Genomic DNA, 23,901 nt, shown 5'->3' with positions numbered 1-23,901 from the left:
ATTGGGGAAGTTACCCCCGGATTTTCGTCCGATTGTGTCCGGTTGTTGTGGGGTTGACGAGAAGCGGAAAGGCCGGTGCACGGTTGTTGGTCCGTCGCTACACTGGATTTCGACAGGCCAGGAAGTGAGCCAGTGGACGGCATCGGCGCAGGTGAAGCGCCCCGCCGAACGAGGTTCCGCTTCTCAGACCTGACCGTATGAGGTGCGCTGCATCTCAACCGACACGACTCAACAAGAGGAGTAATTTTACAGTGACTACTCGTATTGGCATCAATGGCTTCGGTCGCATCGGCCGCTCTGCATTCCGCATCATCCAGGACAAGTTCCAGGGCGAGCTCGAGGTTGTCAAGATCAACGATCTGACTGACAATGAGACCCTCGCTCACCTGATGAAGTACGACACCGCTTACGGCCAGTTCGGCCACGATGTTGAGTTCGATGAGAACTCCATCACCGTCGACGGTCGTCGCATCGAGGTCTCTGCTGAGAAGGACCCGGCCAACCTGGCTTGGGGCGAGGCTGGCGTCGACATCGTGCTCGAGTGCACCGGCGTCTTCCGCTCCGGCGACACCGCAAGGGCTCACATCGACGCTGGCGCGAAAAAGGTCATCATCTCCGCTCCGGGCAAGAACGTCGACGGCACCTACGTGTGGGGCGTGAACAGCGACTCCTACACCAACGACCAGACCGTCATCTCCGCCGCTTCCTGCACCACCAACTCCCTGGCTCCGCTGGCCAAGGTGCTGGACGAGGAGTTCGGCATCAAGTCTGGCCTGATGACCACCGTTCACTCCTACACCGGCGACCAGCGCCTGCAGGACGCACCGCACAAGGACCTGCGCCGCGCCCGCGCTGCGGCTCAGAACATCGTCCCGACCACCACCGGCGCTGCAAAGGCAGTCGCCCTGGTGCTCCCGAACCTCGAGGGCAAGCTCGACGGCTTCGCAATGCGCGTGCCCACCATCACCGGCTCCGCAACCGACCTGACCGTCCAGCTGAACAAGGACGTCACCGCTGAGGAGGTCAACGCTGCAGTGAAGAAGGCCACCGAGGACGAGGTTCTCGGCACCGCAATGCAGTACTCCGAGGAGCCGCTGGTTTCCTCCGACATTATCGGCAACACCCACGGCGCTATCTTCGACGCTGGTATGACCCGCGTCATCGACGGCAACCTGGTGAAGGTCATCTCTTGGTACGACAACGAGTGGTCCTACACCTCTCAGTTCGTGCGCATGACCAAGCACGTCGCTGACAACCTGTAAAACTAGGTACAGCGGATGAGCCCGGTGTGTGCGCATGCGCATGCACCGGGCTTTTTCAGCACCCGAGAGACCCCTTAACAAACACGACATACTCAAGGAGACAACAATGGCAACGCAGACGCTCAAGCAGCTTCTCGACGAAGGCGTGGAAGGCCGCCACGTTCTGGTCCGCTCCGACTTCAACGTCCCGCTCGACGAGGACGGCAACATTACTGACCCGGGCCGCATCGACGCGTCCCTTCCCACCCTGAAGGCGCTGCTTGACGGCGGCGCCAAGGTGATCGCCATGGCCCACCTCGGCCGCCCGAAGGGCGAGGTCAACCCGAAGTTCTCGCTGAAGCCCGTCGCTGAAGCGCTGTCCGAGCGCCTCGGTCAGTTCGTTGCTCTCGCCGGCGACGTCTCCGGCGAAGATGCGCACGAGCGCGCCAACGGCCTGACCCACGGCGAGATCCTCCTGCTGGAGAACGTACGCTTCGACCCGCGCGAAACCTCCAAGGACGAGAACGAGCGCGGCGAGTTCGCGGCCGAGCTCGCAGCGCTGGCCGCCGACAACGGCGCCTTCGTGTCCGACGGCTTCGGTGTCGTCCACCGCGCCCAGGCGTCGGTCTACGACGTCGCACAGAAGCTCCCCGCATACGCCGGCTACCTGGTGGAGAAGGAAGTGTCCACGCTGTCCTCCGTCAAGGATGACCCGGCCCACCCGTACGTGGTTGTCCTCGGCGGTTCCAAGGTCTCCGACAAGCTCGGCGTTATCGAAGCGCTCGCAGCGAAGGCAGACAAGGTCGTTATCGGTGGCGGCATGTGCTACACCTTCCTCGCAGCGCAGGGCCACAACGTCCAGGAGTCGCTGCTGCAGGAAGACATGATCGACACCTGCAAGGAGCTCATCGAGCGCTACGGCGACAAGCTCCTCCTGCCGGTCGACCTCTCCGCCGCTGAGAAGTTTGACAAGGACGCAGAGACGAAGATCGTGGACCTGGACGGCATCCCGGAGGGCTGGATGTCCCTGGACATCGGCCCGGAGACCGCGAAGAAGTACGCCGCCGCCATTGAGGACTCCAAGACCGTGTTCTGGAACGGCCCGATGGGCGTCTTCGAGTTCCCGAAGTTCTCCGCCGGCACCAAGGCCGTCGCAGAGGCGATGATTGCTGCGACCAAGAACAACGACTCCTTCACCGTGGTCGGCGGCGGCGACTCCGCAGCGTCCGTGCGCACCCTCGGCCTGGATGAGGCGGGCTTCTCCCACATCTCCACCGGCGGCGGCGCTTCCCTCGAACTTATCGAGGGTAAGGAACTGCCGGGCGTCGCAGTCCTGTCCAAGTAACCAAGCCGAAACGATAGGAGAAATCCATGGCACGTAAACCACTCATCGCAGGCAACTGGAAGATGAACCTCGATCACCTCGAGGCAATCTCCAGCGCTCAGAAACTCGCCTTCGCGTTCCCCAAGGACGGCTACGAGCTTGTCGACGTCGCACTGACCGTTCCGTTTACTGACTTGCGCTCCATCCAGACCCTCGTTGAGGGCGATAAGCTGCAGATCACCTACGGTGCGCAGGACGTCTCCGCCAACGACAACGGCGCCTACACCGGAGAGATCTCCGCCACCATGCTGGAGAAGCTCGGCTGCACCTGGGTTGTCGTCGGACACTCCGAGCGCCGCCAGTACCACAACGAGTCGGACGAGCTCGTTGCCGCGAAGGCGAAGAAGGCCCTCGACCACGGCATGTCGCCGATCGTCTGCGTCGGCGAGCCCCTCGAGGTCCGCGAGGAAGGCAAGCACGTCAGCTTCGTCGAGGACCAGACCCGCGCGTCCCTGGCCGGCCTGACCACCGAGGAACTATCGCGCACCGTCATCGCTTACGAGCCCGTGTGGGCCATCGGCACCGGCAAGGTCGCGTCCGCAGAGGACGCACAGGAAGTGTGCCACGCCATCCGCGAGCTCGTGCGCGAGCTTGCCGACGATGCCACCGCCGACGGCATCCGCATCCTCTACGGCGGTTCCGTTAAGGCCAACACCGTCGCCGAGATCGTCGGGCAGGCTGACGTCGACGGCGGTCTGGTCGGCGGTGCTTCGCTCAACGGCGAGGACTTTGCCAAGCTGGCCGCTGCGGCAGCAAACTCGGTCCAGTAGGCGCCGTGCAGCAGACCGCATGGTCGCTGCACGGGGCACGCTCCCCATGGTGTACGATTTAGCAAGTTCACCAACATCCCATTTGAAAGTGGAGGATCGTCCCGCATGACGTTGGCTTTGGAGATCGTGCTCGTAATCGCGTCGGTGCTTGCGACCGTGTTCGTCCTGCTCCACAAGGGCAAGGGCGGCGGCCTGTCCAGCCTCTTCGGTGGTGGCGTGCAGTCCAACCTGTCCGGTTCCACCATCGTGGAGAAGAACCTGGACCGCTACACCATCATCATCTCGCTGATCTGGGTGGCGTGCATCATCGCGCTCAACCTGATCCAGACCTACTCGGCGTAGCGCGCACAAGCACGTAGCAATACGGCACAGACCTCGGGCCCCTTCCGGCAAACAATGCTGGGAGGGGCCCGCGGCGTCGGTAAGTGCTCTGCTTAAAGCATCGAGGCGGCGTCGTCTGTGATAAAGAGCACCGTCTCCGTGCGGCCCTGCGCGCCGGCGGCCGCCCACTCCTCGGCCGACGCACCGTGCGCGACGTGGGAAGCGGCCTCCGCCTTCTCCGCTCCAGCAACGAGCAACCACACCCGCTCGGCGCTGCGCACTGCCGGCAATGTGAGTGTCGCGCGCTCGGCCGGCGGCTTGGGCGAATCGGTGACGGCGAGCGTGGTGCGCGTGTCCTCGCGCACGGCGTCGGTGTGGGGGAAGAGCGAATTGATGTGGCCCTCGCCGCCCATGCCGAGGAGGTGGAGATCGAACCCTCGCGGGGCGTGCTGGGCCACCGTTGACGCGTACTCGCGCACCTGGTCCGACATGTCCCCGCCGTCCAGGCCCCAGCCGTGGATACGCTCGGCGGAGACATTCACCTTGCTCAGCAGCGCGGCGCGGGCCTGTCCCTCGTTGGAGTCGGGGTGCGTGGCGGGGACGTTGCGTTCGTCGCCGAAGAAGAACTCGACGCGGTTGAAGTCGATGCCCTTCAGCGTTGCCATGGCGCTGAGCAGCTCGATGCCTGCGGTACCGCCGGTCAGGACGACGCGCGCCACACCGTCGCCGTGGATCCCGCCGGCGGGGTCAGCCTGAATACCCCGCAGCAGAGCGGCGAACTGCTCCGCGGCCGCGGCAACGAGGGCAGGACGGTCGGGAAACTGGGAAACGGTCACGTGTGCTGGCACAATCGGCCTCCTTCTGATGTGGTTACTGCTCTGTTGCGCGAGTCACGCCGGACAGCCCCCGGAGAGCGCGCGCGTAGGTGACATCGTTGTCCAGGTGGCGCAGCTCCTCAGCGAGGCACTCCGCGTCGGTCCGCGCACTCAGCGCCACGTAGGAGTCGGGGCTTCCCGGCACGGTGATGCGGGCCGTGTTGTCGTCGACGACCTCGATCGTTACGTCGCCCCCGACACAATGCAGCGCGAGCCGCGTGATGGGTGCGCCGTGCGCTGCGGAGTCGTTTGTGGAGTCGCTGATACCGCGCGTCACGTCGACGTTGAGGCACGCGGCGAGCCAGCCAGCGGCGATGTCCACGGAAGGATCGTCAGCAGGACCGTCAATGTGGACGGATTGCACCGGGTCGTCGTGGTAGCGGTCCAGCGCGGAAGCGACGGCCCCGCGCCACGGGGTGATGCGGGACCACGCGAGGTCGGAGTCGCCGGGCTGGTAGCCGTCCGTGCGGGCGCGGAGTTGGTCCCCGGAGGCATCGGAGTGGGCGTTGGTGATGCGGCGCTGCGCGATGCTGCCCAGCTCCGCCTCCTTCGGGCAGGAGGGTGCCTCGTTTGGCCACCAGGCCACAATCGGCGTGTCCGGCAGCAGCAGCGGGGTGACCACGGCGCCGAGGTGATGCGTGAGGTCACCGAAGAGGCGCATGACGACCATTTCAGACGCGCCCGAATGCGCAGCCACGATGAGATCGGCGTTCATGCTGGTGGGCGCGGTTTCGTCGCCAAGCAAAAGCACGAGCACGCGGGCGGGGTGCTCGCGGGTCGCGGCGCGCACCGTCTCAAGGATCTTGTCGGAATCCTCGGTGTCGCGCGCGGCGACGAGGAGGGTGAGCACGCGGCCCGAGGACAGCGAGAAGTTTTCTTGCGCTTGGATCAGCGCGTTCGCGATCTGGCTGGTAGTGGTGTCCGGGAGTGAGATGATCACAGCCGCAAATCCTTTCTTAGGGGCGCCGCCAGACGCGGCCGTCCTTTTCCAACATGTGGTTCGCCGACGCCGGACCCCAGGTGCCGGCCTCGTACTCGTCGGGGCGGCCTTGTTGGGCCCAAAAGTCGAGGATCGGGTCGAGGATCTCCCAGCTCCGCTCCACCTCGGCGTTGGTGGGGAAGAGGCTCGATTCATCCAGCAGCGCGTCCAGGATGAGTCGCTCGTAGGCTTCGGGCGACTGCTCGGTGAACGCCTCCGAGTACGCGAAGTCCATGTTGACGTCGCGGACTTCCAGGCCCACGCCCGGCACCTTCGAACCAAAGCGCATGAGCACGCCCTCGTCCGGCTGGATGCGGATCACCACGGCGTTGTTGGTGAGCAAGTTCGTCTGGTCCGGGTAGAAGGGCTGGTACGGCGGCCGCTTGAACACCAACGCAATCTCGGTGACGCGTCGGCCGAGACGCTTGCCGGTGCGCAGGTAGAACGGCACGCCGGCCCAGCGGCGCGAATTGATCTCCAGGGTGCAGGCCGCGAAGGTCTCGGTCTCGGAGTCCGGGTCGAAACCCTCCTCGTCGCGCAGTCCCACGACCGGTACGGAGCCCTGCAGCCCGGCGGTGTACTGGCCGCGGGCGGTCGTTTCCTCGAACGGTCCGGTGGGCGAGGTCGCCCGCAGCACCTTAAGCTTCTCCGAGCGCAGCTGGTGCGGGGAGAAAGACGTCGGCTCCTCCATCGCAACGAGCGCGAGGAGCTGGATGAGGTGGTTTTGGATCACGTCGCGCGCCGCGCCGATGCCGTCGTAGTACCCGGCGCGGCCGCCCAGCCCGATGTCCTCGGCCATGGTGATCTGGACGTGGTCGATGTAGTGCGAGTTCCAGATCGGCTCAAACATCTGGTTGGAAAAGCGCAGCGCCATGATGTTCTGCACCGTTTCCTTGCCCAGGTAGTGGTCGATGCGGAACACGGCGTGCTCGGGGAAGACGGTGTTGACCACCTTGTTCAGTTCCTTCGCCGAGGCGAGGTCGTGACCGAACGGCTTCTCAATGATCACGCGGCGCCACTGCCCGTCTCCGGGGTGGGCCATGCCGCAGCGGTCCAGCTGGTGGACCACGTTGGCAAAGAACTCCGGCGGCACGGACAGGTAGTACGCCCAGTTTCCGGCAGTGCCCTGGCTCCGGTCCATCTCCGCGAGGACGGTGGCGAGCCGATCGAAGGCGGTGTCGTCGTCAAATGCCCCGGAGACGAAGTGGATCCCTTCCGCCAGGCGGTTCCACACGTTGGTGTTGAACTTGGTTCGCGATCGCGCCTCGACCGCCTCGCGGACGTAGTCTTCGAAGTCCTGCTTGCTCCAGTCGCGCCGACCGAACCCGACGAGGGCGAATCCGGCGGGCAGGAGGCCGCGACTTGCAAGATCGTAGACGGCGGGAAGGAGTTTCTTCCTGGCCAGGTCACCGGTGACCCCGAAAATCACCAGACCAGATGGTCCGGCAATACGGGGCAGCCGCTTATCGACGGCCGACCGCAGCGGATTCCCCCGCTGTACTTGCGCGTCTCTCTCTTCGATCACCTTTGTTGCGTCTCCTTTTGCGTACCGCTTCCGGAACAATGAACCCTTAGAGGTTAGCTGTTGAGCTTCGTTTCAGTGGAGTCGAGCAGGTCCTGCCACGCGGTGACGAACTTCTCCACGCCCTCGCGCTCCAGCACCGCGATGACATCGTCCATGTCGATGCCGACCTGCTCCAGGCCGTCGAAGACCTGCTTCGCCGCCTCGTCGCCGTGCGTCAGGGTGTCGCCCTTGAGCTCGTCCATATCGTTGACGGCATCAATCGTGCCCATCGGCATAGTGTTGACCGTGTCCGGGCCGGCGAGCTCGACTACGTACATGTTCTTGGGGTACTCGGGGTTCTTCACACCGGTCGACGCCCACAGCGGGCGCTGCTTGTTTGCCCGCGGCGGGAGCTCGTCCAGGTCGTTGAAGGAGTCGAGGAAGAGGCGGTAGGCCAGGCGGGCGTTGGCGATGCCCGCCTTACCGCGCAGCGCGAGGGCCTCGTCGGTACCGATGGTCTCCAGGCGCTTATCCACCTCGACGTCCATGCGGGAGACGAAGAAGGACGCGACGGAGTGGATGTGCTCCACGTCGTGCCCGTTCTGAGCGGCCAGCTTGATGCCCTCCTTGTAGGCGTCGATGACCTGCTTGTAACGGTCGACGGAGAAAATCAGCGTGACGTTGACGCTGATGCCCTCGGACAGGGCCGTCGTGATTGCCGGCAGCGACTCGTCGGTGGCCGGGATCTTGATCATGGCGTTGCGGCGGCCGACCTGCTTCCACAGCTCGCGCGCTTGCGCAATGGTCTTCGCCTCGTCGTGGGCGTAGCGAGGGTCGACCTCGATGGACACGCGGCCGTCTCGGCCGTTGGTGTCCTGGTAGATGGGGTCAATAACGTCGCAGGCCTGCTGGACGTCCGCGATGCTCATACGGTACACGGCCTCCTCGGCGGAGACACCCTCCTTGCGCAGCTCCTCGAGCTGGCGGTCATAGTCGCCGCCGGCGGAGATTGCCGCGGAGAAGATCGCCGGGTTCGTAGTGATCCCGAGGATGTTTCGCTGAAGGAGGAACGTCTCGAAGTTCCCCTGACCGTTGAGAAGGTCGCGGGAGAGATCGTCCAGCCAGACGGAAGTGCCGATGTCATAAATGCGGTTGGTTGCAACCATGTTGTCGTGTGCCACGGTGCGGTCCTTTCTCCAGGGCGCCAGGTCGAAAGATATGACTGCGACCTGGCGTAACGGATGTGTGCGATGTGGGTGGGTAAAGAGGTAGAGCTACTGTGCAGACTTCGCGGACTCGATCGACTCGCGGGCCGCGCGCAGCACGTGCTCGGTGGTGAAGCCGAAGCGCTCGAAGAGTTCCGCGCCCGGTGCGGAGGCGCCAAAGTGCTCGAGGGAGACGTTGCGGCCGTGGTCGCCCGTGAAGCGGTGCCACGGCATCGCGGTACCGGCCTCGACGGACACGCGTGCCTTGACCTCCTTGGGCAGGACCTGCTGCTGGTACTCCTCGGTCTGCTCGAGGAACCAGTCGATGGACGGCATGGACACCACGCGGGCGGCGACGCCATCCTCGGCCAGCAGCTTGGCTGCCTCGACGGCGTACTGCACCTCCGAGCCGGAGGCGATGAGGATGACGTCGGGGGTCGGCGCGGTGGCGTCGACAAGCACATAGCCGCCCTTGGCCACGCCCTCGAACGCCTTCTCCTTCGTGCCCTCGAGCACCGGGAGGTTCTGGCGCGACAAGGCGAGTGCCTTCGGTTGCTCGCGGCCTTCCAGCGCGGCGATCCACGCAGCCGAGGTCTCGTTGGCATCCGCCGGGCGGATGACGGCGAGGTCCGGGATAGCGCGCAGTGCGGTGAGCGTCTCTACCGGCTGGTGGGTCGGGCCGTCCTCGCCGAGGCCGATGGAGTCGTGGGTGAACACGTAGTAGCCGTCGATGCCGGACAGGGCGGCCACGCGGATGGCGGGGTAGAGGTACTCGGAGAAGATCAGGAAGGTACCGCCGTAGACACGGGTGCCGCCGTGCAGGGCGATGCCGTTCATGATGGCGCCCATCGCGTGCTCGCGGATGCCAAAGTGGAGGTTGCGGCCGTACGGCTCGGCAGTGAACTTGTTCGTGGTGATCGCCTCAGGGCCGAAGGACGGCGCGCCCTTGATCAGCGTGTTGTTGGAACCGGCCAGGTCAGCGGAGCCGCCCCACAGCTCCGGGAGCGCGGCCGCAGCGGCCTGGATCGCCGCCTCGGACGCCTTGCGGGTAGCCAGGCCCTTGGCGTCGGGCTCCCAGGTGGGGAACTCGGCCTTCCAGTTCACCGGCAGCTCGCGCGCGGAGAGACGGTCGAACAGTGCCTTGCGCTCCGGGTTGCGAGCAGCCCAGTCATCGAAGCCCCGCTGCCACTCCTCGCGCACTGCGGCGGAGCGCTCGGCGAGCGCGCGGGTGTGGGCGATCACGTCCTCTTCCTCGGGGAAGTCGACGTCGGTGTCAAAGTCGAGCTCTTCCTTGACCAGCTTGATCTCCTCGGACCCGAGCGCGGCACCGTGAGCGGCGCCGGTGTTTTGCAGATTCGGGGCCGGGAAGCCGATCACCGTCTTGAGGCGGATGATGGTCGGCTTCGCGGTTTCCGCCTTAGCCTCTTCGACGGCGCGCTCAATTGCTGCGACGTCCTCTCCGGACCCTACGGTGAGGGTTTGCCAACCGTAGGCCTCGTAGCGGGCGAGCACATCCTCGGTGAACGCGATCTGGGTGTCGTCCTCGATGGAGATGCGGTTGTCATCCCAGAAAAGGATGAGGTTGCCCAGCTGCTGCGTGCCCGCGAGCGAGGACGCCTCGGAGGTCACGCCCTCCTGCAGGCAGCCGTCACCGGCCACGACGTAGATGAAGTGGTCGAACGGGCTCTGGCCGGCCGGGGCCTCGGGATCGAACAGCCCCCGCTCGCGACGCGCGGCCATCGCCATACCCACAGCGGAAGCGAGGCCCTGGCCCAGCGGTCCAGTGGTGATCTCGACGTGCTTGGTGTGGTTGTACTCCGGGTGGCCGGGGGTCTTGGAGCCCCAGGTGCGCAGCTGCTTCAGATCATCCAGCTCCAGGCCGAAGCCGCCGAGGTAGAGCTGCACGTACTGGGTCAGCGAGGAGTGGCCGTTTGACAGGACAAAGCGGTCGCGGCCCACCCAGTGCGGGTCGGTGGGATCCAGGCGCATGATGCGCTGGAAGAGCGTGTAGGCCAACGGAGCAAGCGACATAGCGGTGCCGGGGTGGCCCGATCCGCAGCGCTCAACAGCATCCGCAGCGAGGATTCTGGCGGTGTCCACCGCGCGCGTATCAGTCTGCGTCCAGTCGTCCGGGTAGTTCCGGACGGTCATAGCTTGAAGTTCCGGGGGCAGCGTCGACTGTGTCACAGTTTCCTCATTCATTGGATTGGCATTACGTCTCGGCTCCGGCGATGGGCCGGGCACCCGCCTTAGTGTAGTCGCCAGGCGGTGCGCCGTGTGCGGGCAGTGTATTTTGAGTCACCGCAGTGAGCGTCCACCAATCCGCCCACACCGGCCGCAAGGAGTGCGTGTCCGATTGGGCGCAGTGCAAGGTTAGGGCTAACATCATCCAAAGGAATGATACGGGTGGCAAAACCGCAGGACGCTTGCGAGCGTATCCCAACACGGCCGCCCACGAAGCAGTTGCGCCGACGGCGGCGCGGACAACACGCTGTAAGGAGAAGTTTTTGGAGACCGTGAAGGCGTATTTCGCGTTGACGAAGCCGAGGGTCATTGAACTTCTCTTGGTAGCCGCCATCCCCGCGATGCTGCAGGCAGATCGCGGCACCGTCCACGTGTGGCTGATCCTGGCGACCCTGCTCGGTGGATGGATGGGCGCGGGCGCTGCCAACGCCTTCAATATGGTCGCTGACTACGACATTGACCAGAAGATGGGTCGTACACGCGCGCGCCCGCTCGTGCGCGCCAAGGTGACCAAACACCGCGCTGCGGTATTCGCCTGGGTCTTGCTCATCGTCAGCGTGCTCTGGCTCGGGCTCGTGTGCGGGTCGTGGTTGGCAGCGCTGTTCATCATCTTCACCAACTTCTTCTATATCTTCGTCTACACGAAATGGCTGAAGCGTAAGACCTGGCAGAACGTCATCTGGGGTGGCGCTGCGGGCTGCATGCCGGTCCTCGTCGGCTGGGCCGCGATTCGGGACAACGTGCACGACGGTTCACCGGACCGCTGGTGGCAGGCGATCGTCATGTTCCTCATCATCTTCTTCTGGACCCCGCCGCACACCTGGGCGCTGGCCATGAAGTACAAGGACGACTACGCCCGCGCAGAAGTCCCGATGCTGCCGGTCATCGCGTCCCCGCAGGAGACGACGCGCCAGATCGTCATCTACTCCTGGTGGACGGTCATCGTCTCCCTCGCGCTCGTCCCGGCGACGTCCTGGATCTACCTCGTCGTGGCAGTGGCGTCCGGCGCCGCGTTCCTCGTCATGGCCACGCGCCTGCACAACGGCGTGCGCCGCGGCGAGAACGTCAAGCCGCTCAAGCTGTTCATCCTGTCCAACAATTACCTCGCCGCGCTCTTCCTCGGCCTCTCTGTGGACGCCGTGCTCGGTCTGCCGACGATCGGCGGCCTCTTCTAAGCGCGCAGCAGCACACTCCCAACGCGCTGGGCATCCGCGAGCGCCTCGTGCGCGGCGTCCGCCTCGGCGAGCGAGAACACCCCGCCGATAGGGAAGCGCAGCGTCGCATCCTCGACGGCACGCGTGACCGCTTGGGACCGCAAGCGAAACTCGTCCGCAGTGCGCGTGTACCAGTCCAACGAAGGGGCGGTAAGGAACAGCCCCCCATGCTCGTCGAGTTCGTTCAGGAGCGCGTCTGCGCTCCTCCCCGCCGCGAGCTCCGAGCCGCCGACGGCGCAGATCAGGCCAAGCGGTCGGCAGGCCTGCAGCGTCAGGTCGAAGGGGTGGAGCGCCTCGGGCAGAGGCGGTTGTGACGCCTCGATAACGACGTCGACGCCGCTGCCGCTGTTGGCCTCGCAAATACGTTGCGCCGCGTCAGGGAAGTAGCGGAAGACGCCGGTCGCGCCGGCGTCGTACGCGATTTCCTCCTCGTGGGCCGTTGAGACCACTGAAAACACCGTGCCGCCCAATCCCGCTGCCAGCTGGGTCACGGCGAGGCCGAGCTCGCCGCCTCCGCCGGTGACCACCATGGTGTCGCCGTCCGCGGTGTCGCGGACGCCGTGCAGGAGTGCGTGCGCCAGTATGCCGGGAGCGAGCATGCACGCGGCGACCTCATCGTCGATGGATTCCGGGACGGCGGCGATCCGGTCCCGGTGGACGACAGCCTGCTCCGCGTACGCGCCCTGCGCGTCGCAGAAGGCGACGAGCGTGCCAGCGGCGATCTCACCGACAGGGTCGTGGGCCACGCGCCCGCATCCTGCGGCGCCCGGGATGCCGGTGCCGCGGGCGGGAGTGGGGTCGCGCTGGACGTGGGCGTAGGTGACGTCGATAAGCACTTGCTCGGGTGTGGGAACTGGGGGATCGACGCGAGTGAAACGGAACGGCCCGCCGGGGGAATCGCTGATAATGGCGTGCATAGCCAAAGCGTACCCCGGCGGGCGCGGTGTGCGTGGGAGGTTAGACGAGTGTGGGGAGACGGCGCGAACTGTGTGCCCACAGGAAGGCGGTAAACGCGACGACGGTGGACGACATAGCGATGTGCGCCGGGATGGTCCAGCGCGGGACGCCGAGCCTGAACTGGATGACGCCGATCGCCCACTGGATCAGGATGAGCACGATGAGGACGAGGGCGGTGCGCATCGCGTCGCTCGGCGCCTTGTGGCGGCGCAGCATGTACACGGTGACCAGCGTGGCAATGAGGTAGAGGTACAGGCAGATTGCGTGGACGTACGCAAGGACCCTGGTGTCCATCTCGAGGCGGCCCTCCAAACCGGCGGTGGCGTCGCCGGCGTGCGGACCGGAGCCGGTGACCATGGTGCCCGTCACCAGGACGAATACTAGCGCGATGGCGGCGATGATCGCCCAGGTCACGGCGGCCTTGGGGACGCGCCTCGTCGGGGCGACATCATCCGGCTCCGCAATGCGCATGTAGAGCACGGCGGCGACGGCGACCAGCACCATCGAGGGCAGGAAGTGCACGGCGACGGCCCACCACTTCAGGTCTAGGAGGACGGAGATGCCGCCGATGACGGCCTGCAGGACGACGCCGCCGAGTGAGACGGCTGCGAGCGACTTGATACCGGAGCGACGTCCCGCGCGGACGACCGCGACGAGGACGGCGATGGATGCTGCGGCGACGACGAAGGTGAGCGTGCGGTTGCCAAACTCGATGAGCTGGTGGATCCACGGCGCCGAACCCGCGACGGGGACGAGCGAGCCCTCGTGGCACATCGGCCAGGTATCGCAACCCAGGCCTGAGCCGGTGACGCGGACGAGCGAACCAGTAACGGTGATGCCGCCCTGGCACAGCAACAGGATCATGGCCAGAACGCGCTGTACCTTGAGCGACGCCCCCTTTGGTGCATCCACGGCCTGTGCCGCATCGCCGGCATTGTGGCTGGCATTGTGGCTGGAGTTGTGCTCAGTCTGGGGAGACCCCAACTGCGGAGAAGACACGAGACGCGCTCCCTTTCACGTGTGCAGTTTTGCAGTGCAACTTTAGTTTGAGAAATGACTGCTTCAGCTTAACGCATGACGCCCCAAACTCCGAGATCCGATTGGGCGTGGAGCGAGTTGAGCTCCGCAGCGGTGCGCCACAGGAGCTACCCCTCGAAGCGGAACCATCGGGCCGCGGCCGCCATGGCCGCCCCAGCCCAGCACACGAGCGACAGCCACGCCTGCCAGTGGAAAGAAAGCTCGAGCGCCTTGGTCAGGGCGCCAGCCAGCGCCACCGTGGGGACCGCGTTCCACCAGCCGGCGTCCCCGACGTCACCGCTGTACTGCACCCACCCGAGCACGCCCATGAGGACGAGCCAGATGAGGTTTGCCAGAGCAAGGACCAGCTCGGAGCTGAGCGTGCCTCCCATGAACAGCCCCATTGCTGTGAACGCGGCGACGCCGACCAGCAGGGTGATCAGGCCACACAGGGCGCCGAGCGCACTGACGCGCCATCCCAGCGCAACGGCGAGCGCGCCCAAGACGACGATCTGCACCGCAACGGTGGCCAGGACGCCGATGATCTTTCCAGCGATGATGGTCCACGGCGGCACCCCGGAAGCGCCGGTCCGCTTCAGCGCACCGTAGCGACGGTCAAACGCTAGCGCGATAGCCTGGCCGGTAAAGCCCGCGCTCGTGGTGGCGACGGCGAAGACCATCGGCACCAGCTGGTGGAAGTCGGTATCGCCGAAGACTGGAACGATCGCTGCCGCCACGAGCAGCGCCGCGGGGATGACCAGGTTGAGCAGCAGCTGCTCGCCGTGGCGCAGCATGAGCTTCGCCTCGATCCGCCCCTGGGCGAGCGCCATTGCGGCCACGGAGGCGCGCTGCGGGCGGGGAGCAAACGTGCCCGGCGCGAGCTTGGGATTGGGGGCTGCACCGTCCTGGGATCGGTGCAGCTGTGCATCATGGGCTGTCGTCATGGTGTACCTCCTTCAAGTATTCAAGTAAGGGTCTGCGCTAGCTGCGCAGCTCTCGGCCGGTGATGTCGAGGAAGACGTCCTCAAGGTTTCGGTGCGACACGCTGAGTTCGCGCAGCAGGACATCCTGCTGGGCCGCGGCGTGCGCGATTGCTTCAACCAGCTGGGGGCTGCCGTCGCCGCGCACGCGGTAGGAGAGCGGCCTGACGTTTTCCGCTTCCCTGTCCGCAGCGCCGAACGCGCGCAGCGAGTGGTTGAACGTTTCCAAGTCCAGCGCCTGTGCCGTCCCGAACGATACGAGCGGGTAGTCCTCGTGGGAGGTGAGCTCCGCCGGCTCGCCGGTGGCAACGACTCGCCCCCGATCCACAATGACAACGCGATCCGCCAGCGATTCGGCCTCGTCCATCAGGTGGGTGGTCAGCACGATCGTCGTGCCATCGCGCTTCATCGCATTGACCAGCTCCCACACCGCGAGCCGGGACTGCGCGTCCATGCCTGCGGTGGGTTCGTCGAGGAAGAGGAGCTCGGGCCTGCCGATGATGGCCAGGGCGAGCGAGAGTCGCTGCTGCTGCCCGCCGGAAAGTCTGCGGTACGTCGTCGACGCCACCCCCTCGAGGCCGAGCAGCTCGATGAGCCAGTCGGGGTCGTGCGGGTCCTCGTTGTAGGACGCCGCGAGGTGCAGCATCTCCCGCACCTTGACCCCGGAGTATGATCCGCCGCCCTGGAGCATGATGCCGATGCGGTCTCGAACCCGCTGTGGCTCGGTCGCGGGGTCGTACCCTAATACTCGGATGGACCCGGAGGTCGGCTGCGTGAACCCCTCGCACATCTCGATGGTGGTGGTCTTGCCTGCCCCGTTTGGCCCCAGCAGCGCGAGAAGCTCGCCGCGTCGAGCGGTGAATGAGACCCCGTCGACAGCGCGCTTGGGCCCGAATTGCTTGACTACCTCGTTGAGCACGAGGGCTTCAGGTTCCATGCTTGGCATGGTTGGTTAGTGTAGACCTCTCCCGGCCGTACGGCGGTACCAGAACCACGCGGCGGCGCACATGACCGCAAACCACACCGCGGCAGCGAGATAAATCGTCGCGACGGTCCCCGGCGGCAGCGCGAGCCCGCGCGGCAGCACCAAGAAGCTAAAAAGCGCAGAGTAAATCGCGACGGCAGCCCGGAAGAAGAAGCGATTCGCCCACGCCGCGAGCGGCAGGATCCCCCAGAGTGGGTACCAGGGGTGGACCACTGGGAAGAGCAGGACGAGGACGAGCGTGGCCACACCCAGCCCGCCGACAGGGTGGATGGAGCCGCGGAACGTCGCCCAGAGCATGCGCACGAGGAACGCGCCGGCGACGAGGAGTCCCACGCCGCGCGTGATGCTCAAGATCGCCTCCGTGTGGTCGCCCAGCTGCAGCAGCATCCCCGTAAAACCGCTGATCACGCCGATGTCCGTGGTCAGCGACAGCCAGCTGCGGATCGCTGCCGCGCCGCCCTGCCCGGTGACCCACCCAAGCCCGATCCCAGTGAACCAGGAGATCAGCCCAGCCGTCACCGCAAGGCACCCCGCCTGGATAAGGGCCGCGGTGCAGATTGCGCTTATCGACGCCCGCTTGCCCCCGCCTTGCGCCCGCACCCGCGCCAGCGCCATGCCCGTAAACCCGAGGGCGATGAACCCGGTGACCTTGACCAGCCCGCCGCACGACAGGAGCGCCCCCGAGAGGAGGAACAGCGCCCACCCCCGACGCCGCTGCCGGCCGGCCGCAAGCGCGTCGATACCCCGTAGCCCTACCTCCATACCGACGAGGAGGAACCCGAGCATGATCGACTCGTTGTGAATACCTGCAATGAGGTGCAGGATTGCCAGGGGGTTCAAGACCCCCAGCCAGAGCGCGGTCGCGCCGTGGACGCCGCACCGTCGTGCCAGCGCGCGGATACCCCACGCCGCGGCCACCACGCCGGCGAGGGACAAGACCCGGTGGCACAACACCCCGAAATAGATCGAGTCCTGAGTGATCCATGACACCGCGGAAGCAATCCCGAGCGCAACGGGGCCGTACGGGCTGGGGGAGTGCGCCCAGATGAACGGGACGGACCGTGCGAGCCGGTTCTCGGTGCCCAGCAGCTCGACGGGGCCCGCGGCGTAGGGGTCCAGCCCCTGCCGAACGATGGATCCCTGCGCCAGGTACGAGTAGATGTCCTGGGTAAACAGGGGCGCGGTGAGCAGCAGGGGCGCCGCCCACACCAGGAAGGTCCGAAACACCACCCGGGCGCTGATTCGCGCATGGTTGGTCCCGGCACCGACGAACGGTCCCATGAGCAGCCACGCGACCACGAGGCAGCCGACGCCGATGAGCACGAGTGAGGAAGAGGCCTGCAGCATCCTCCCCATGAACGCGCCGCCGGGAAGGTCGAACCAGGGGTTGTCCACCACGGGCAGCGCCCCGCCACCGAGCCCGCCGAGGCCGATCAGGAGCGTGCCGACCGCGCCCAACCAGCGCAAAAGCGCGAATCGATTGAGCTCGACGACGGACGCGCGAACCCCCTCGTCCGAAATCCCAGCGCGGTGCAGCGCGGCTGAGCGGGAGCCGGGCGCACCGAATCGGGGCAGGGCGTCGACAAGCGTGGACGGCCGCGTGGTCTCGGGGATGTGGCGTGCAGGGGTCACATCACGCATTCTAAGGCCCGGGCGCTCGCAGAGCGGCAATGCTTTGCGACACGCTGGGGACCCGCCGCAGCGGAAATATTTTGGAAACACTAGTGTTGTGTAAAGGCGAAAGGATCGTCCTTTTGTCCGCGGATTTCGCGGAGACGTCGAGCGACACGGAAGCTGAGGTGAAGCAATGGCCGAGCAGCACCACGCTGCGGGGAGCGATACCCGCACCGAAGTCATGCGCGCGCTTCTCACGCTTGGCCCGGTGACCGCCACCGACATAGCCGCGCAATTAGGCCTTTCTGCCGCCGGTGTGCGCCGCCACCTTGACAAACTCATTGAGTCGGAGCTGGCGGAGACGTGCGGTCCGCGCGCCATCGCCGGAGAAGAAGCGACGCGGGGGAGACCCGCCAAGCACTTCCGGCTCACTGACAGCGGGCGGCGCTCATTTGGCACGCAATATGACGACCTCGCAGTCGAGGCCGTCGAAATGATTAAGACACTCGGGGGTGAGGCGGCCGTGCGCGATTTTGCCCGCGCCCGGATTGACAAGATCCTCCAGGGTGTCGACGGGGCCCACGGGACCGACACATCGCCGGAAGGAGACAGCGAGGCGGCGCGCACGCAGGCTACCGTTGAAGCTGTCGCCGAGGTGCTTGATCAACATGGGTACGCGGCAACGGTGAGCGCCGTTGGCAACGGAATCCAGTTGTGCCAGCACCACTGCCCAGTCTCCGAGGTTGCGTCCGCGCACCCGGAGATCTGCGAGGCAGAGCACGAGGCGATCTCGGCTCTGGTCGGCAAACACGTGCAGCCGCTCGCGCTGATCGCAGACGGCAACGGCATCTGCACAACCAACATTCCACTCGCCGCTACCGCTACGGCGGCGGGAACCATAAACGAAAGGAGCGGAGACTATGACGAAAGCTAACCCCGCACCCGGCCTGGACAAGCCGATGAATGATGATGAGATCATCGACTCCATCGGCGCCTACAGCTACGGCTGGCACGACTCCGATGTGGCCGGCGCCTCCGCACGGCGCGGTCTGAACAAGGACGTTGTCAAGGACATCTCCGGGATCAAGAACGAGCCGGAGTGGATGCTTAACCAGCGTCTCAAGGCGCTCGACATCTTTGACAAGAAGCCGATGCCGACCTGGGGCGCAGACCTCTCCGACATCGACTTCGACAACATTAAGTATTACGTGCGCTCCACGGAGGAGCAGGCGGCCTCTTGGGACGATCTTCCGGAGGACATTAAGCACACCTACGACAAGCTCGGTATTCCTGAGGCGGAGAAGCAGCGCCTCGTCGCCGGCGTCGCGGCTCAGTACGAGTCCGAGGTGGTCTACCACCAGATCCGCGAGGACCTAGAGGAGAAGGGTGTTATCTTCGTCGACACCGATACCGCGCTGCGCGAGCACGAGGAGCTGTTCAAGGAGCACTTCGGCACGGTGATTCCGGCCGGCGATAACAAGTTCTCCGCGCTGAACTCCGCTGTCTGGTCTGGTGGCTCCTTTATCTACGTTCCGCCGGGGGTCCACGTGGACATCCCGCTGCAGGCCTACTTCCGCATCAACACGGAAAACATGGGCCAGTTCGAGCGCACCCTGATCATCGTGGATGAGGACGCGTACGTCCACTACGTCGAGGGCTGCACCGCCCCGATCTACAAGTCGGACTCCCTGCACTCCGCGGTCGTGGAGATCATCGTGAAGAAGGGCGGCCGCTGCCGCTACACCACGATCCAGAACTGGTCCGGCAACGTGTACAACCTGGTGACCAAGCGCGCGAAGGCCGAAGAGGGCGCCACCATGGAATGGGTCGACGGCAACATCGGCTCGAAGGTGACCATGAAGTACCCGGCCGTGTGGATGACTGGCGAGCACGCGCGTGGCGAGGTCCTTTCCGTCGCGTTTGCGGGTGAGGGCCAGTTCCAGGACACCGGCGCGAAGATGACCCACATGGCACCGCACACCTCCTCGTCCGTGGTGTCCAAGTCCGTGGCTCGCGGCGGCGGACGTTCCGCGTACCGCGGCCTGATTCAGGTGAACGCGAACGCGCACCACTCCACCTCCAACGTGGAGTGTGACGCCCTGCTGGTGGACGACATCTCCCGTTCCGACACGTACCCCTACAACGACATTCGTAATGACCGAGTCACCCTCGGCCACGAGGCGAAGGTTTCCAAGGTCTCTGAGGAGCAGCTGTTCTACCTCATGAGCCGCGGCATTCCGGAGGAAGAAGCAATGGCCATGATCGTGCGCGGCTTTGTCGAGCCGATCGCCAAGGAGCTCCCGATGGAGTACGCCCTTGAACTGAACCGTCTCATCGAGCTGCAAATGGAAGGATCGGTGGGCTAACCCCAATGACCGTCTCTGTTGATCCCGTACAAAACGCCACCCCGCACAACAACAAGGGTGACCTCTTCCAATCCTTCACCGTCGACGACTTCCCGGTCCCGGGCGGTCGCGACGAGGTCTGGCGCTTCATCTCCCTGCGTCGCCTTCGTGGTCTGCACAACGGCAAGTTCGCCGACGCTGCAAAGGCGCAAATAAAGATCGACGCCCCCGAAGCGGTCAGCGTCGAAGAGGTCGCAATTGACGACGATCGCCTCAAGGTCGTTGGCGGCGCCGTCGATCGCGTCGCAGCGCAGGCCTGGTCCTCTGCGAAGTCCGGCTACATCGTGTCCATCCCGGCAGATACAGAGTTGGACGAAGACGTGACCATCACCGTTAGCGGTGCAGGTGAGGATGTCACCACGTTCGGCAACATCCTGGTTGAATCGGGCACGCACTCCAAGGCGAACGTCATCCTGCGCTACGAGGGCACCGGTACCCACGCCGACAACGTGAACTGGCACATCGGCGAGGGCTCCCGCGTCCACGCGATTGTGGATGCGGAGTGGAACTCCGACGCTGTCCACATCGGACAGCAGTCCGTGCTGGTCGAGCGCGATGCCACGCTGCGCCACCACGTCGCAACGTTCGGCGGCGAGGTTGTCCGCATCACCCCGCGCGTGAAGTTCGCAGCGCCGGGCGGCGACGCGGAGCTGACCGGCGTCTACTTCGCGGACGCGGGCCAGTACATCGAGAACCGCATGCTCGTTGACCACTCCGTCCCGAACTGCCGCTCCAACGTCCTGTACAAGGGCGCACTGCAGGGCGACAAGCAGTCTTCGCTGCCGGAGGCCCGTACCTGCTGGGTTGGCGACGTCCTGATTCGCTCCGACGCGAAGGGCACCGACACCTACGAGACGAACCGCAACCTGGTGCTCACCGACGGCGCACGAGCCGACGCGATTCCCAACCTGGAGATCGAGACCGGCGAGATCGCCGGCGCCGGCCACGCAGCGACCGTGGGACGCTTCGACGACGAGCAGCTGTTCTACCTGCGCTCCCGCGGCATCCCGGAGGACGAGGCGACCCGCCTGATCATCCGCGGATTCTTCAACGAGGTCCTCAACCAGATCCCTGTCGAGTCCGTCCGGGACGAGCTCATCGCCCGCGTTGCCGGCGAGCTCGAGCGGAGCAACTCCTAAGCGCCCCAGCCACGTCGCTGAACACCTGTAACACCCGCGTCACCGAATAAAGAAAGCTGAAAACACCGAATGTCTACGCTTGAAATTAAGAACCTGCACGCCAACGTCTTGCCCACGGAGGAAGGTCAGGAGCCGAAGCCGATCCTCAAGGGCGTGAACCTGACCATCAAGGCGGGCGAGACTCACGCAATCATGGGCCCGAACGGCTCCGGCAAGTCCACCCTGGCCTACACCCTTGCGGGCCACCCGAAGTACGAGGTCACCGAGGGCGAGGTGCTGCTCGACGGCGAGAACATCCTGGAGATGGAGATCGACGAGCGCGCTCGCGCCGGCCTCTTCCTGGCAATGCAGTACCCGGTTGAGGTCCCGGGCGTGTCTTCGTCCAACTTCATGCGCTCCGCCGTCACCGCGGTGCGTGGCGAGTCCCCGAAGCTGCGCGAGTGGGTTGCTGAGCTCAACGCCGCCCGCGAGTCCCTGCAGATGGACGCCTCCTTCTCCGAGCGCTCGGTCAACGAGGGCTTCTCCGGCGGCGAGAAGAAGCGCCACGAGGTCATGCAGCTCGCGCTGATGAAGCCGAAGTTCGCTGTCATGGACGAGACCGACTCCGGTCTTGACGTTGACGCGCTGCGCATCGTCTCCGAGGGCATCAACAAGTACCAGGAGGAAACCAACGGCGGCGTCCTCATGATCACCCACTACAAGCGCATCCTCAACTACGTCCAGCCGCAGTTCGTGCACGTGTTTGCTGACGGCAAGATCGTGCAGACCGGCGACGCATCGCTGGCAGACCAGCTCGAGGCAGAAGGCTACGAGAAGTTCATCTAATGGGATACGTCAACGACAACGGAACACTCAACGTGGAGGCGATCCGCGCGGAGTTTCCGATCCTGTCGCGCACCGTGAGGGACGGCAAGAAGCTCGTCTACCTCGACTCCGGTGCGACGTCGCAGCGACCGGAACGCGTGTGGAACGTCGAGCGAGACTTCGTCCTCAACACCTTCGCGCCGGTGCACCGCGGCTCCTACCAGCTTGCTGAAGAAGCCACGGATGCCTACGAGACGGCACGCGACGCCATCGCGGCGTTCGTCGGCGCGGACGGGCACGAGATCGCGTTTACAAAGAACGCAACTGAGGGACTCAACCTCGTCGCCTATGTGCTTGGCGACGAGCGCGCGGGCGATCTCGCGGTACGTGAAGGCGACACCATCGTCATCACCGAGCTTGAGCACCACGCCAACCTCGTGCCGTGGCAGGAACTCGCCGAGCGCACTGGTGCGACCCTGAAGTGGTACACGATGACGCCGGACGGGCGGATCGATCTGGACTCGCTCGAGCTGGACGAGACCGTCAAGGTCGTGGCGTTTACGCACCAGTCGAACGTCACCGGTGCTGTCGCTGACGTTGACGAGCTGGTGCGCCGCGCGAAGGCCGTCGGCGCCTTGACGGTGCTCGACGCGTGTCAATCGGTGCCGCACATGCCGGTCGACCTGCACGCGCTCGACGTCGACTTCGCTGCCTTCTCCGGCCACAAAATGTGCGGGCCATCGGGCGTCGGCGCCGTGTACGGCAAGGGCGACATTCTCAATCAGCTGCCGCCGTTCCTCACGGGCGGCTCGATGATTGAGATTGTGAAGATGGAAAAGACCACCTTCGCGCCGGCACCGCAGCGATTTGAGGCGGGCACCCAGATGACCAGCCAGGTCGTGGGGCTAGGTGCCGCAGTCGAGTTCCTCAACGAGGTCGGCATGGACGCCATCCACGCCCACGAGCAAGAGCTCACCGCGTACGCGCTCGAGCAGATGCAGGGCATCGAGGGGCTGCAGATCGCGGGGCCGCTCACCGCCGAGCAGCGTGGCGGTGCGATCTCGTTTACCGTCGACGGTGTGCACCCGCACGACCTCGGTCAGGTGCTGGACTCCGAAGGCGTGGCAATCCGCACCGGGCACCACTGCGCGTGGCCTGCCCACCGCGGCCTGAACCTGCAATCCACCTCGCGCGCAAGCTTCTACCTGTACAACACGAAGGAAGAAGTGGATACGCTGGTGGCAGCGATTGGCAAGGCGAAGGAGTTTTTCGCACGATGAACCTTGAATCGATGTACCAGGAAGTGATCCTGGACCACTACAAGAACCCCCAGTACGCCGGGCTGCGCGAGCCGTACGAGGCGGAGGTGCACCACGTGAACCCGTCCTGCGGCGACGAGCTGACGCTGCGCGTTCACCTGTCCGAGGATGGGAAAACGGTGGAGGATGTTTCCTACGATGCGGCCGGTTGCTCGATCTCGCAGGCGTCGACAAGCGTGATGGCGGAGGAGCTGAAGGGACTCCCCGTCGAGCAGGCGATGGAGAAGCTGGGGTCGTTCGAGGAAATGATCACCTCGCGCGGCACCATCGAGGGCGATCCGGCGTTGATTGGCGACGGCGTTGCGTTCGGTGGCGTGGCGAAATTCCCGGCGCGCGTGAAGTGCGCACTGCTCGGGTGGAAAGCCTTCGAGGCGGCAACGCACGAGGCCCTGGAGAAAAAGGAGAGCTAGGACATGGCTGAAGACAACGTCAACGAACAGACCACTGCGGCCGACGCTGACGCTGCCAAAGGCGGCTCCGCGTCGAACTTCGGCGGCGCGGGCGAGCGTCCGCCCCAGACCGATGCACAGCTCAAGCTGGCCGGAGAGGTGGAGGCGTTCCTCCGCGACGTGATCGACCCGGAGCTGGGGATCAACGTCGTCGACCTCGGCCTGGTCTACGACCTGTGGATTGAGGAGCGCGACGGCAAGACGATCGCGTGCATCAACATGACGCTCACCTCGCCGGCATGCCCGCTGACAGATGTGCTCGAAGAGCAGGCGCAGCAGGCCGTGGTGGGCAACACCGAGGCGGACGACATCGTGCTCAACTGGGTATGGATGCCGCCGTGGGGCCCGCAGATGATTACTGAAGAGGGCCGCGAGCAGCTCCGCGCTCTCGGGTTCGCGGTGTAGCACCCCTCGGTGTCCCCCTCACGGTTCGCGCCGTGAGGGGGACCTTTTGCATTGCTGACCCGGCTGACCCTGCGGTGTCGATTTGGGGGT

At 65.3% G+C, this 23,901-nt stretch carries 22 protein-coding genes; 12 read left to right on the top strand and 10 right to left on the bottom strand.

The features are described 5' to 3' along the window. Positions 1-251: 251 nt before the first annotated feature. The 4 genes from gap to secG all read left to right on the top strand — a co-directional run bounded on the left by gap (position 252) and on the right by secG (position 3,737). Positions 252-1,262, top strand: coding sequence for a type I glyceraldehyde-3-phosphate dehydrogenase (gene gap / locus CKJ85_RS05905; RefSeq protein ID WP_095553727.1), 1,011 nt, complete (start codon positions 252-254; stop codon positions 1,260-1,262). 106 nt (positions 1,263-1,368) lie between these two features. Then, positions 1,369-2,586 carry a phosphoglycerate kinase gene (pgk, locus tag CKJ85_RS05900; protein WP_095553726.1) on the top strand — a complete coding sequence of 406 codons (1,218 nt, stop codon included), beginning with the start codon at positions 1,369-1,371 and terminating at the stop codon, positions 2,584-2,586. A 26-nt stretch (positions 2,587-2,612) separates the two neighbouring features. Beyond that, complete coding sequence (gene tpiA, locus CKJ85_RS05895) at positions 2,613-3,395, top strand: triose-phosphate isomerase (protein ID WP_095553725.1); 783 nt, start codon at positions 2,613-2,615, stop codon at positions 3,393-3,395. Positions 3,396-3,500: 105 nt separating this feature from the next. Continuing rightward, positions 3,501-3,737 carry a preprotein translocase subunit SecG gene (gene secG, locus CKJ85_RS05890; protein ID WP_095276455.1) on the top strand — a complete coding sequence of 79 codons (237 nt, stop codon included), beginning with the start codon at positions 3,501-3,503 and terminating at the stop codon, positions 3,735-3,737. 92 nt (positions 3,738-3,829) lie between these two features. Here secG and pgl read toward each other — a convergent pair whose 3' ends face one another. From pgl to tkt, 5 genes are all read right to left on the bottom strand, one after another. Beyond that, positions 3,830-4,564, bottom strand: a complete 735-nt coding sequence (pgl, locus tag CKJ85_RS05885; RefSeq protein WP_233126969.1) for a 6-phosphogluconolactonase — start codon at positions 4,562-4,564, stop codon at positions 3,830-3,832. Positions 4,565-4,586: 22 nt separating this feature from the next. Next, the gene (locus tag CKJ85_RS05880) at positions 4,587-5,531 is read right to left on the bottom strand and encodes a glucose-6-phosphate dehydrogenase assembly protein OpcA (RefSeq protein ID WP_095553723.1); all 945 of its coding nucleotides are present in this window, start codon (positions 5,529-5,531) and stop codon (positions 4,587-4,589) included. A 16-nt stretch (positions 5,532-5,547) separates the two neighbouring features. Beyond that, positions 5,548-7,095 carry a glucose-6-phosphate dehydrogenase gene (gene zwf / locus CKJ85_RS05875; protein ID WP_233126968.1) on the bottom strand — a complete coding sequence of 516 codons (1,548 nt, stop codon included), beginning with the start codon at positions 7,093-7,095 and terminating at the stop codon, positions 5,548-5,550. Between the two features lie 53 nt (positions 7,096-7,148). Continuing rightward, positions 7,149-8,240: a transaldolase gene (gene tal, locus CKJ85_RS05870; RefSeq protein WP_095553773.1), complete on the bottom strand. Its 1,092-nt coding sequence runs from the start codon at positions 8,238-8,240 to the stop codon at positions 7,149-7,151. A 108-nt stretch (positions 8,241-8,348) separates the two neighbouring features. Next, positions 8,349-10,430 carry a transketolase gene (gene tkt, locus CKJ85_RS05865; protein ID WP_095553721.1) on the bottom strand — a complete coding sequence of 694 codons (2,082 nt, stop codon included), beginning with the start codon at positions 10,428-10,430 and terminating at the stop codon, positions 8,349-8,351. A gap of 236 nt (positions 10,431-10,666) precedes the next feature. Here tkt and CKJ85_RS05860 point away from each other — a divergent pair, with 236 nt between their 5' ends. After that, positions 10,667-11,698, top strand: a complete 1,032-nt coding sequence (locus CKJ85_RS05860) for a heme o synthase (protein ID WP_369825028.1) — start codon at positions 10,667-10,669, stop codon at positions 11,696-11,698. On the opposite strand, the gene CKJ85_RS05855 is transcribed toward CKJ85_RS05860, so the two are convergent. The 5 genes from CKJ85_RS05855 to mptB form a co-directional block, all read right to left on the bottom strand. After that, positions 11,695-12,654, bottom strand: a complete 960-nt coding sequence (locus CKJ85_RS05855; protein ID WP_095553719.1) for a zinc-binding dehydrogenase — start codon at positions 12,652-12,654, stop codon at positions 11,695-11,697. The genes CKJ85_RS05860 and CKJ85_RS05855 overlap by 4 nt on opposite strands. Before the next feature lie 40 nt (positions 12,655-12,694). Continuing rightward, a complete protein-coding gene (locus CKJ85_RS05850) occupies positions 12,695-13,558 on the bottom strand; it encodes a heme A synthase (protein ID WP_095553718.1) in 864 nt (287 codons plus the stop codon). A gap of 281 nt (positions 13,559-13,839) precedes the next feature. Beyond that, a complete protein-coding gene (locus tag CKJ85_RS05845; RefSeq protein ID WP_233126977.1) occupies positions 13,840-14,541 on the bottom strand; it encodes an ABC transporter permease in 702 nt (233 codons plus the stop codon). 151 nt (positions 14,542-14,692) lie between these two features. Continuing rightward, the gene (locus CKJ85_RS05840; RefSeq protein ID WP_233125446.1) at positions 14,693-15,637 is read right to left on the bottom strand and encodes an ABC transporter ATP-binding protein; all 945 of its coding nucleotides are present in this window, start codon (positions 15,635-15,637) and stop codon (positions 14,693-14,695) included. A gap of 6 nt (positions 15,638-15,643) precedes the next feature. Further along, entirely contained in the window at positions 15,644-17,308 is a 1,665-nt protein-coding gene (mptB, locus tag CKJ85_RS05835; RefSeq protein ID WP_233126967.1) for a polyprenol phosphomannose-dependent alpha 1,6 mannosyltransferase MptB, read from the bottom strand. Between the two features lie 175 nt (positions 17,309-17,483). On the opposite strand from mptB, the gene CKJ85_RS05830 reads away from it, so the two are divergent. The 7 genes from CKJ85_RS05830 (at position 17,484) to CKJ85_RS05800 (ending at position 23,811) form a co-directional block, all read left to right on the top strand. Next, positions 17,484-18,224, top strand: a complete 741-nt coding sequence (locus CKJ85_RS05830; protein ID WP_095553717.1) for a metalloregulator ArsR/SmtB family transcription factor — start codon at positions 17,484-17,486, stop codon at positions 18,222-18,224. Further along, a complete protein-coding gene (gene sufB, locus CKJ85_RS05825) occupies positions 18,211-19,656 on the top strand; it encodes a Fe-S cluster assembly protein SufB (RefSeq protein WP_095276483.1) in 1,446 nt (481 codons plus the stop codon). The genes CKJ85_RS05830 and sufB overlap by 14 nt, the downstream gene beginning before the upstream one ends. Positions 19,657-19,661: 5 nt before the next feature. Next, positions 19,662-20,834 carry a Fe-S cluster assembly protein SufD gene (gene sufD, locus CKJ85_RS05820; RefSeq protein ID WP_095536607.1) on the top strand — a complete coding sequence of 391 codons (1,173 nt, stop codon included), beginning with the start codon at positions 19,662-19,664 and terminating at the stop codon, positions 20,832-20,834. 69 nt (positions 20,835-20,903) lie between these two features. After that, entirely contained in the window at positions 20,904-21,659 is a 756-nt protein-coding gene (sufC, locus tag CKJ85_RS05815) for a Fe-S cluster assembly ATPase SufC (RefSeq protein ID WP_095276490.1), read from the top strand. Next, positions 21,659-22,918, top strand: a complete 1,260-nt coding sequence (locus CKJ85_RS05810) for a cysteine desulfurase (RefSeq protein WP_095548176.1) — start codon at positions 21,659-21,661, stop codon at positions 22,916-22,918. The genes sufC and CKJ85_RS05810 overlap by 1 nt, the downstream gene beginning before the upstream one ends. After that, on the top strand, positions 22,915-23,367 hold the full coding sequence (gene sufU / locus CKJ85_RS05805) for a Fe-S cluster assembly sulfur transfer protein SufU (RefSeq protein ID WP_095276496.1): 453 nt from the start codon (positions 22,915-22,917) through the stop codon (positions 23,365-23,367). Before CKJ85_RS05810 ends, sufU begins: the two co-directional genes overlap by 4 nt. 3 nt (positions 23,368-23,370) lie before the next feature. Next, positions 23,371-23,811 carry a metal-sulfur cluster assembly factor gene (locus CKJ85_RS05800; protein ID WP_095276499.1) on the top strand — a complete coding sequence of 147 codons (441 nt, stop codon included), beginning with the start codon at positions 23,371-23,373 and terminating at the stop codon, positions 23,809-23,811. Positions 23,812-23,901 lie beyond the last annotated feature (90 nt).

It is taken from the genome of Corynebacterium sp. NML 150383 (genome assembly GCF_002285085.1).
Classification (GTDB): Bacteria; Actinomycetota; Actinomycetes; order Mycobacteriales; family Mycobacteriaceae; genus Corynebacterium; species Corynebacterium gottingense.
This window is presented reverse-complemented; position numbering and strand designations above follow the sequence as displayed.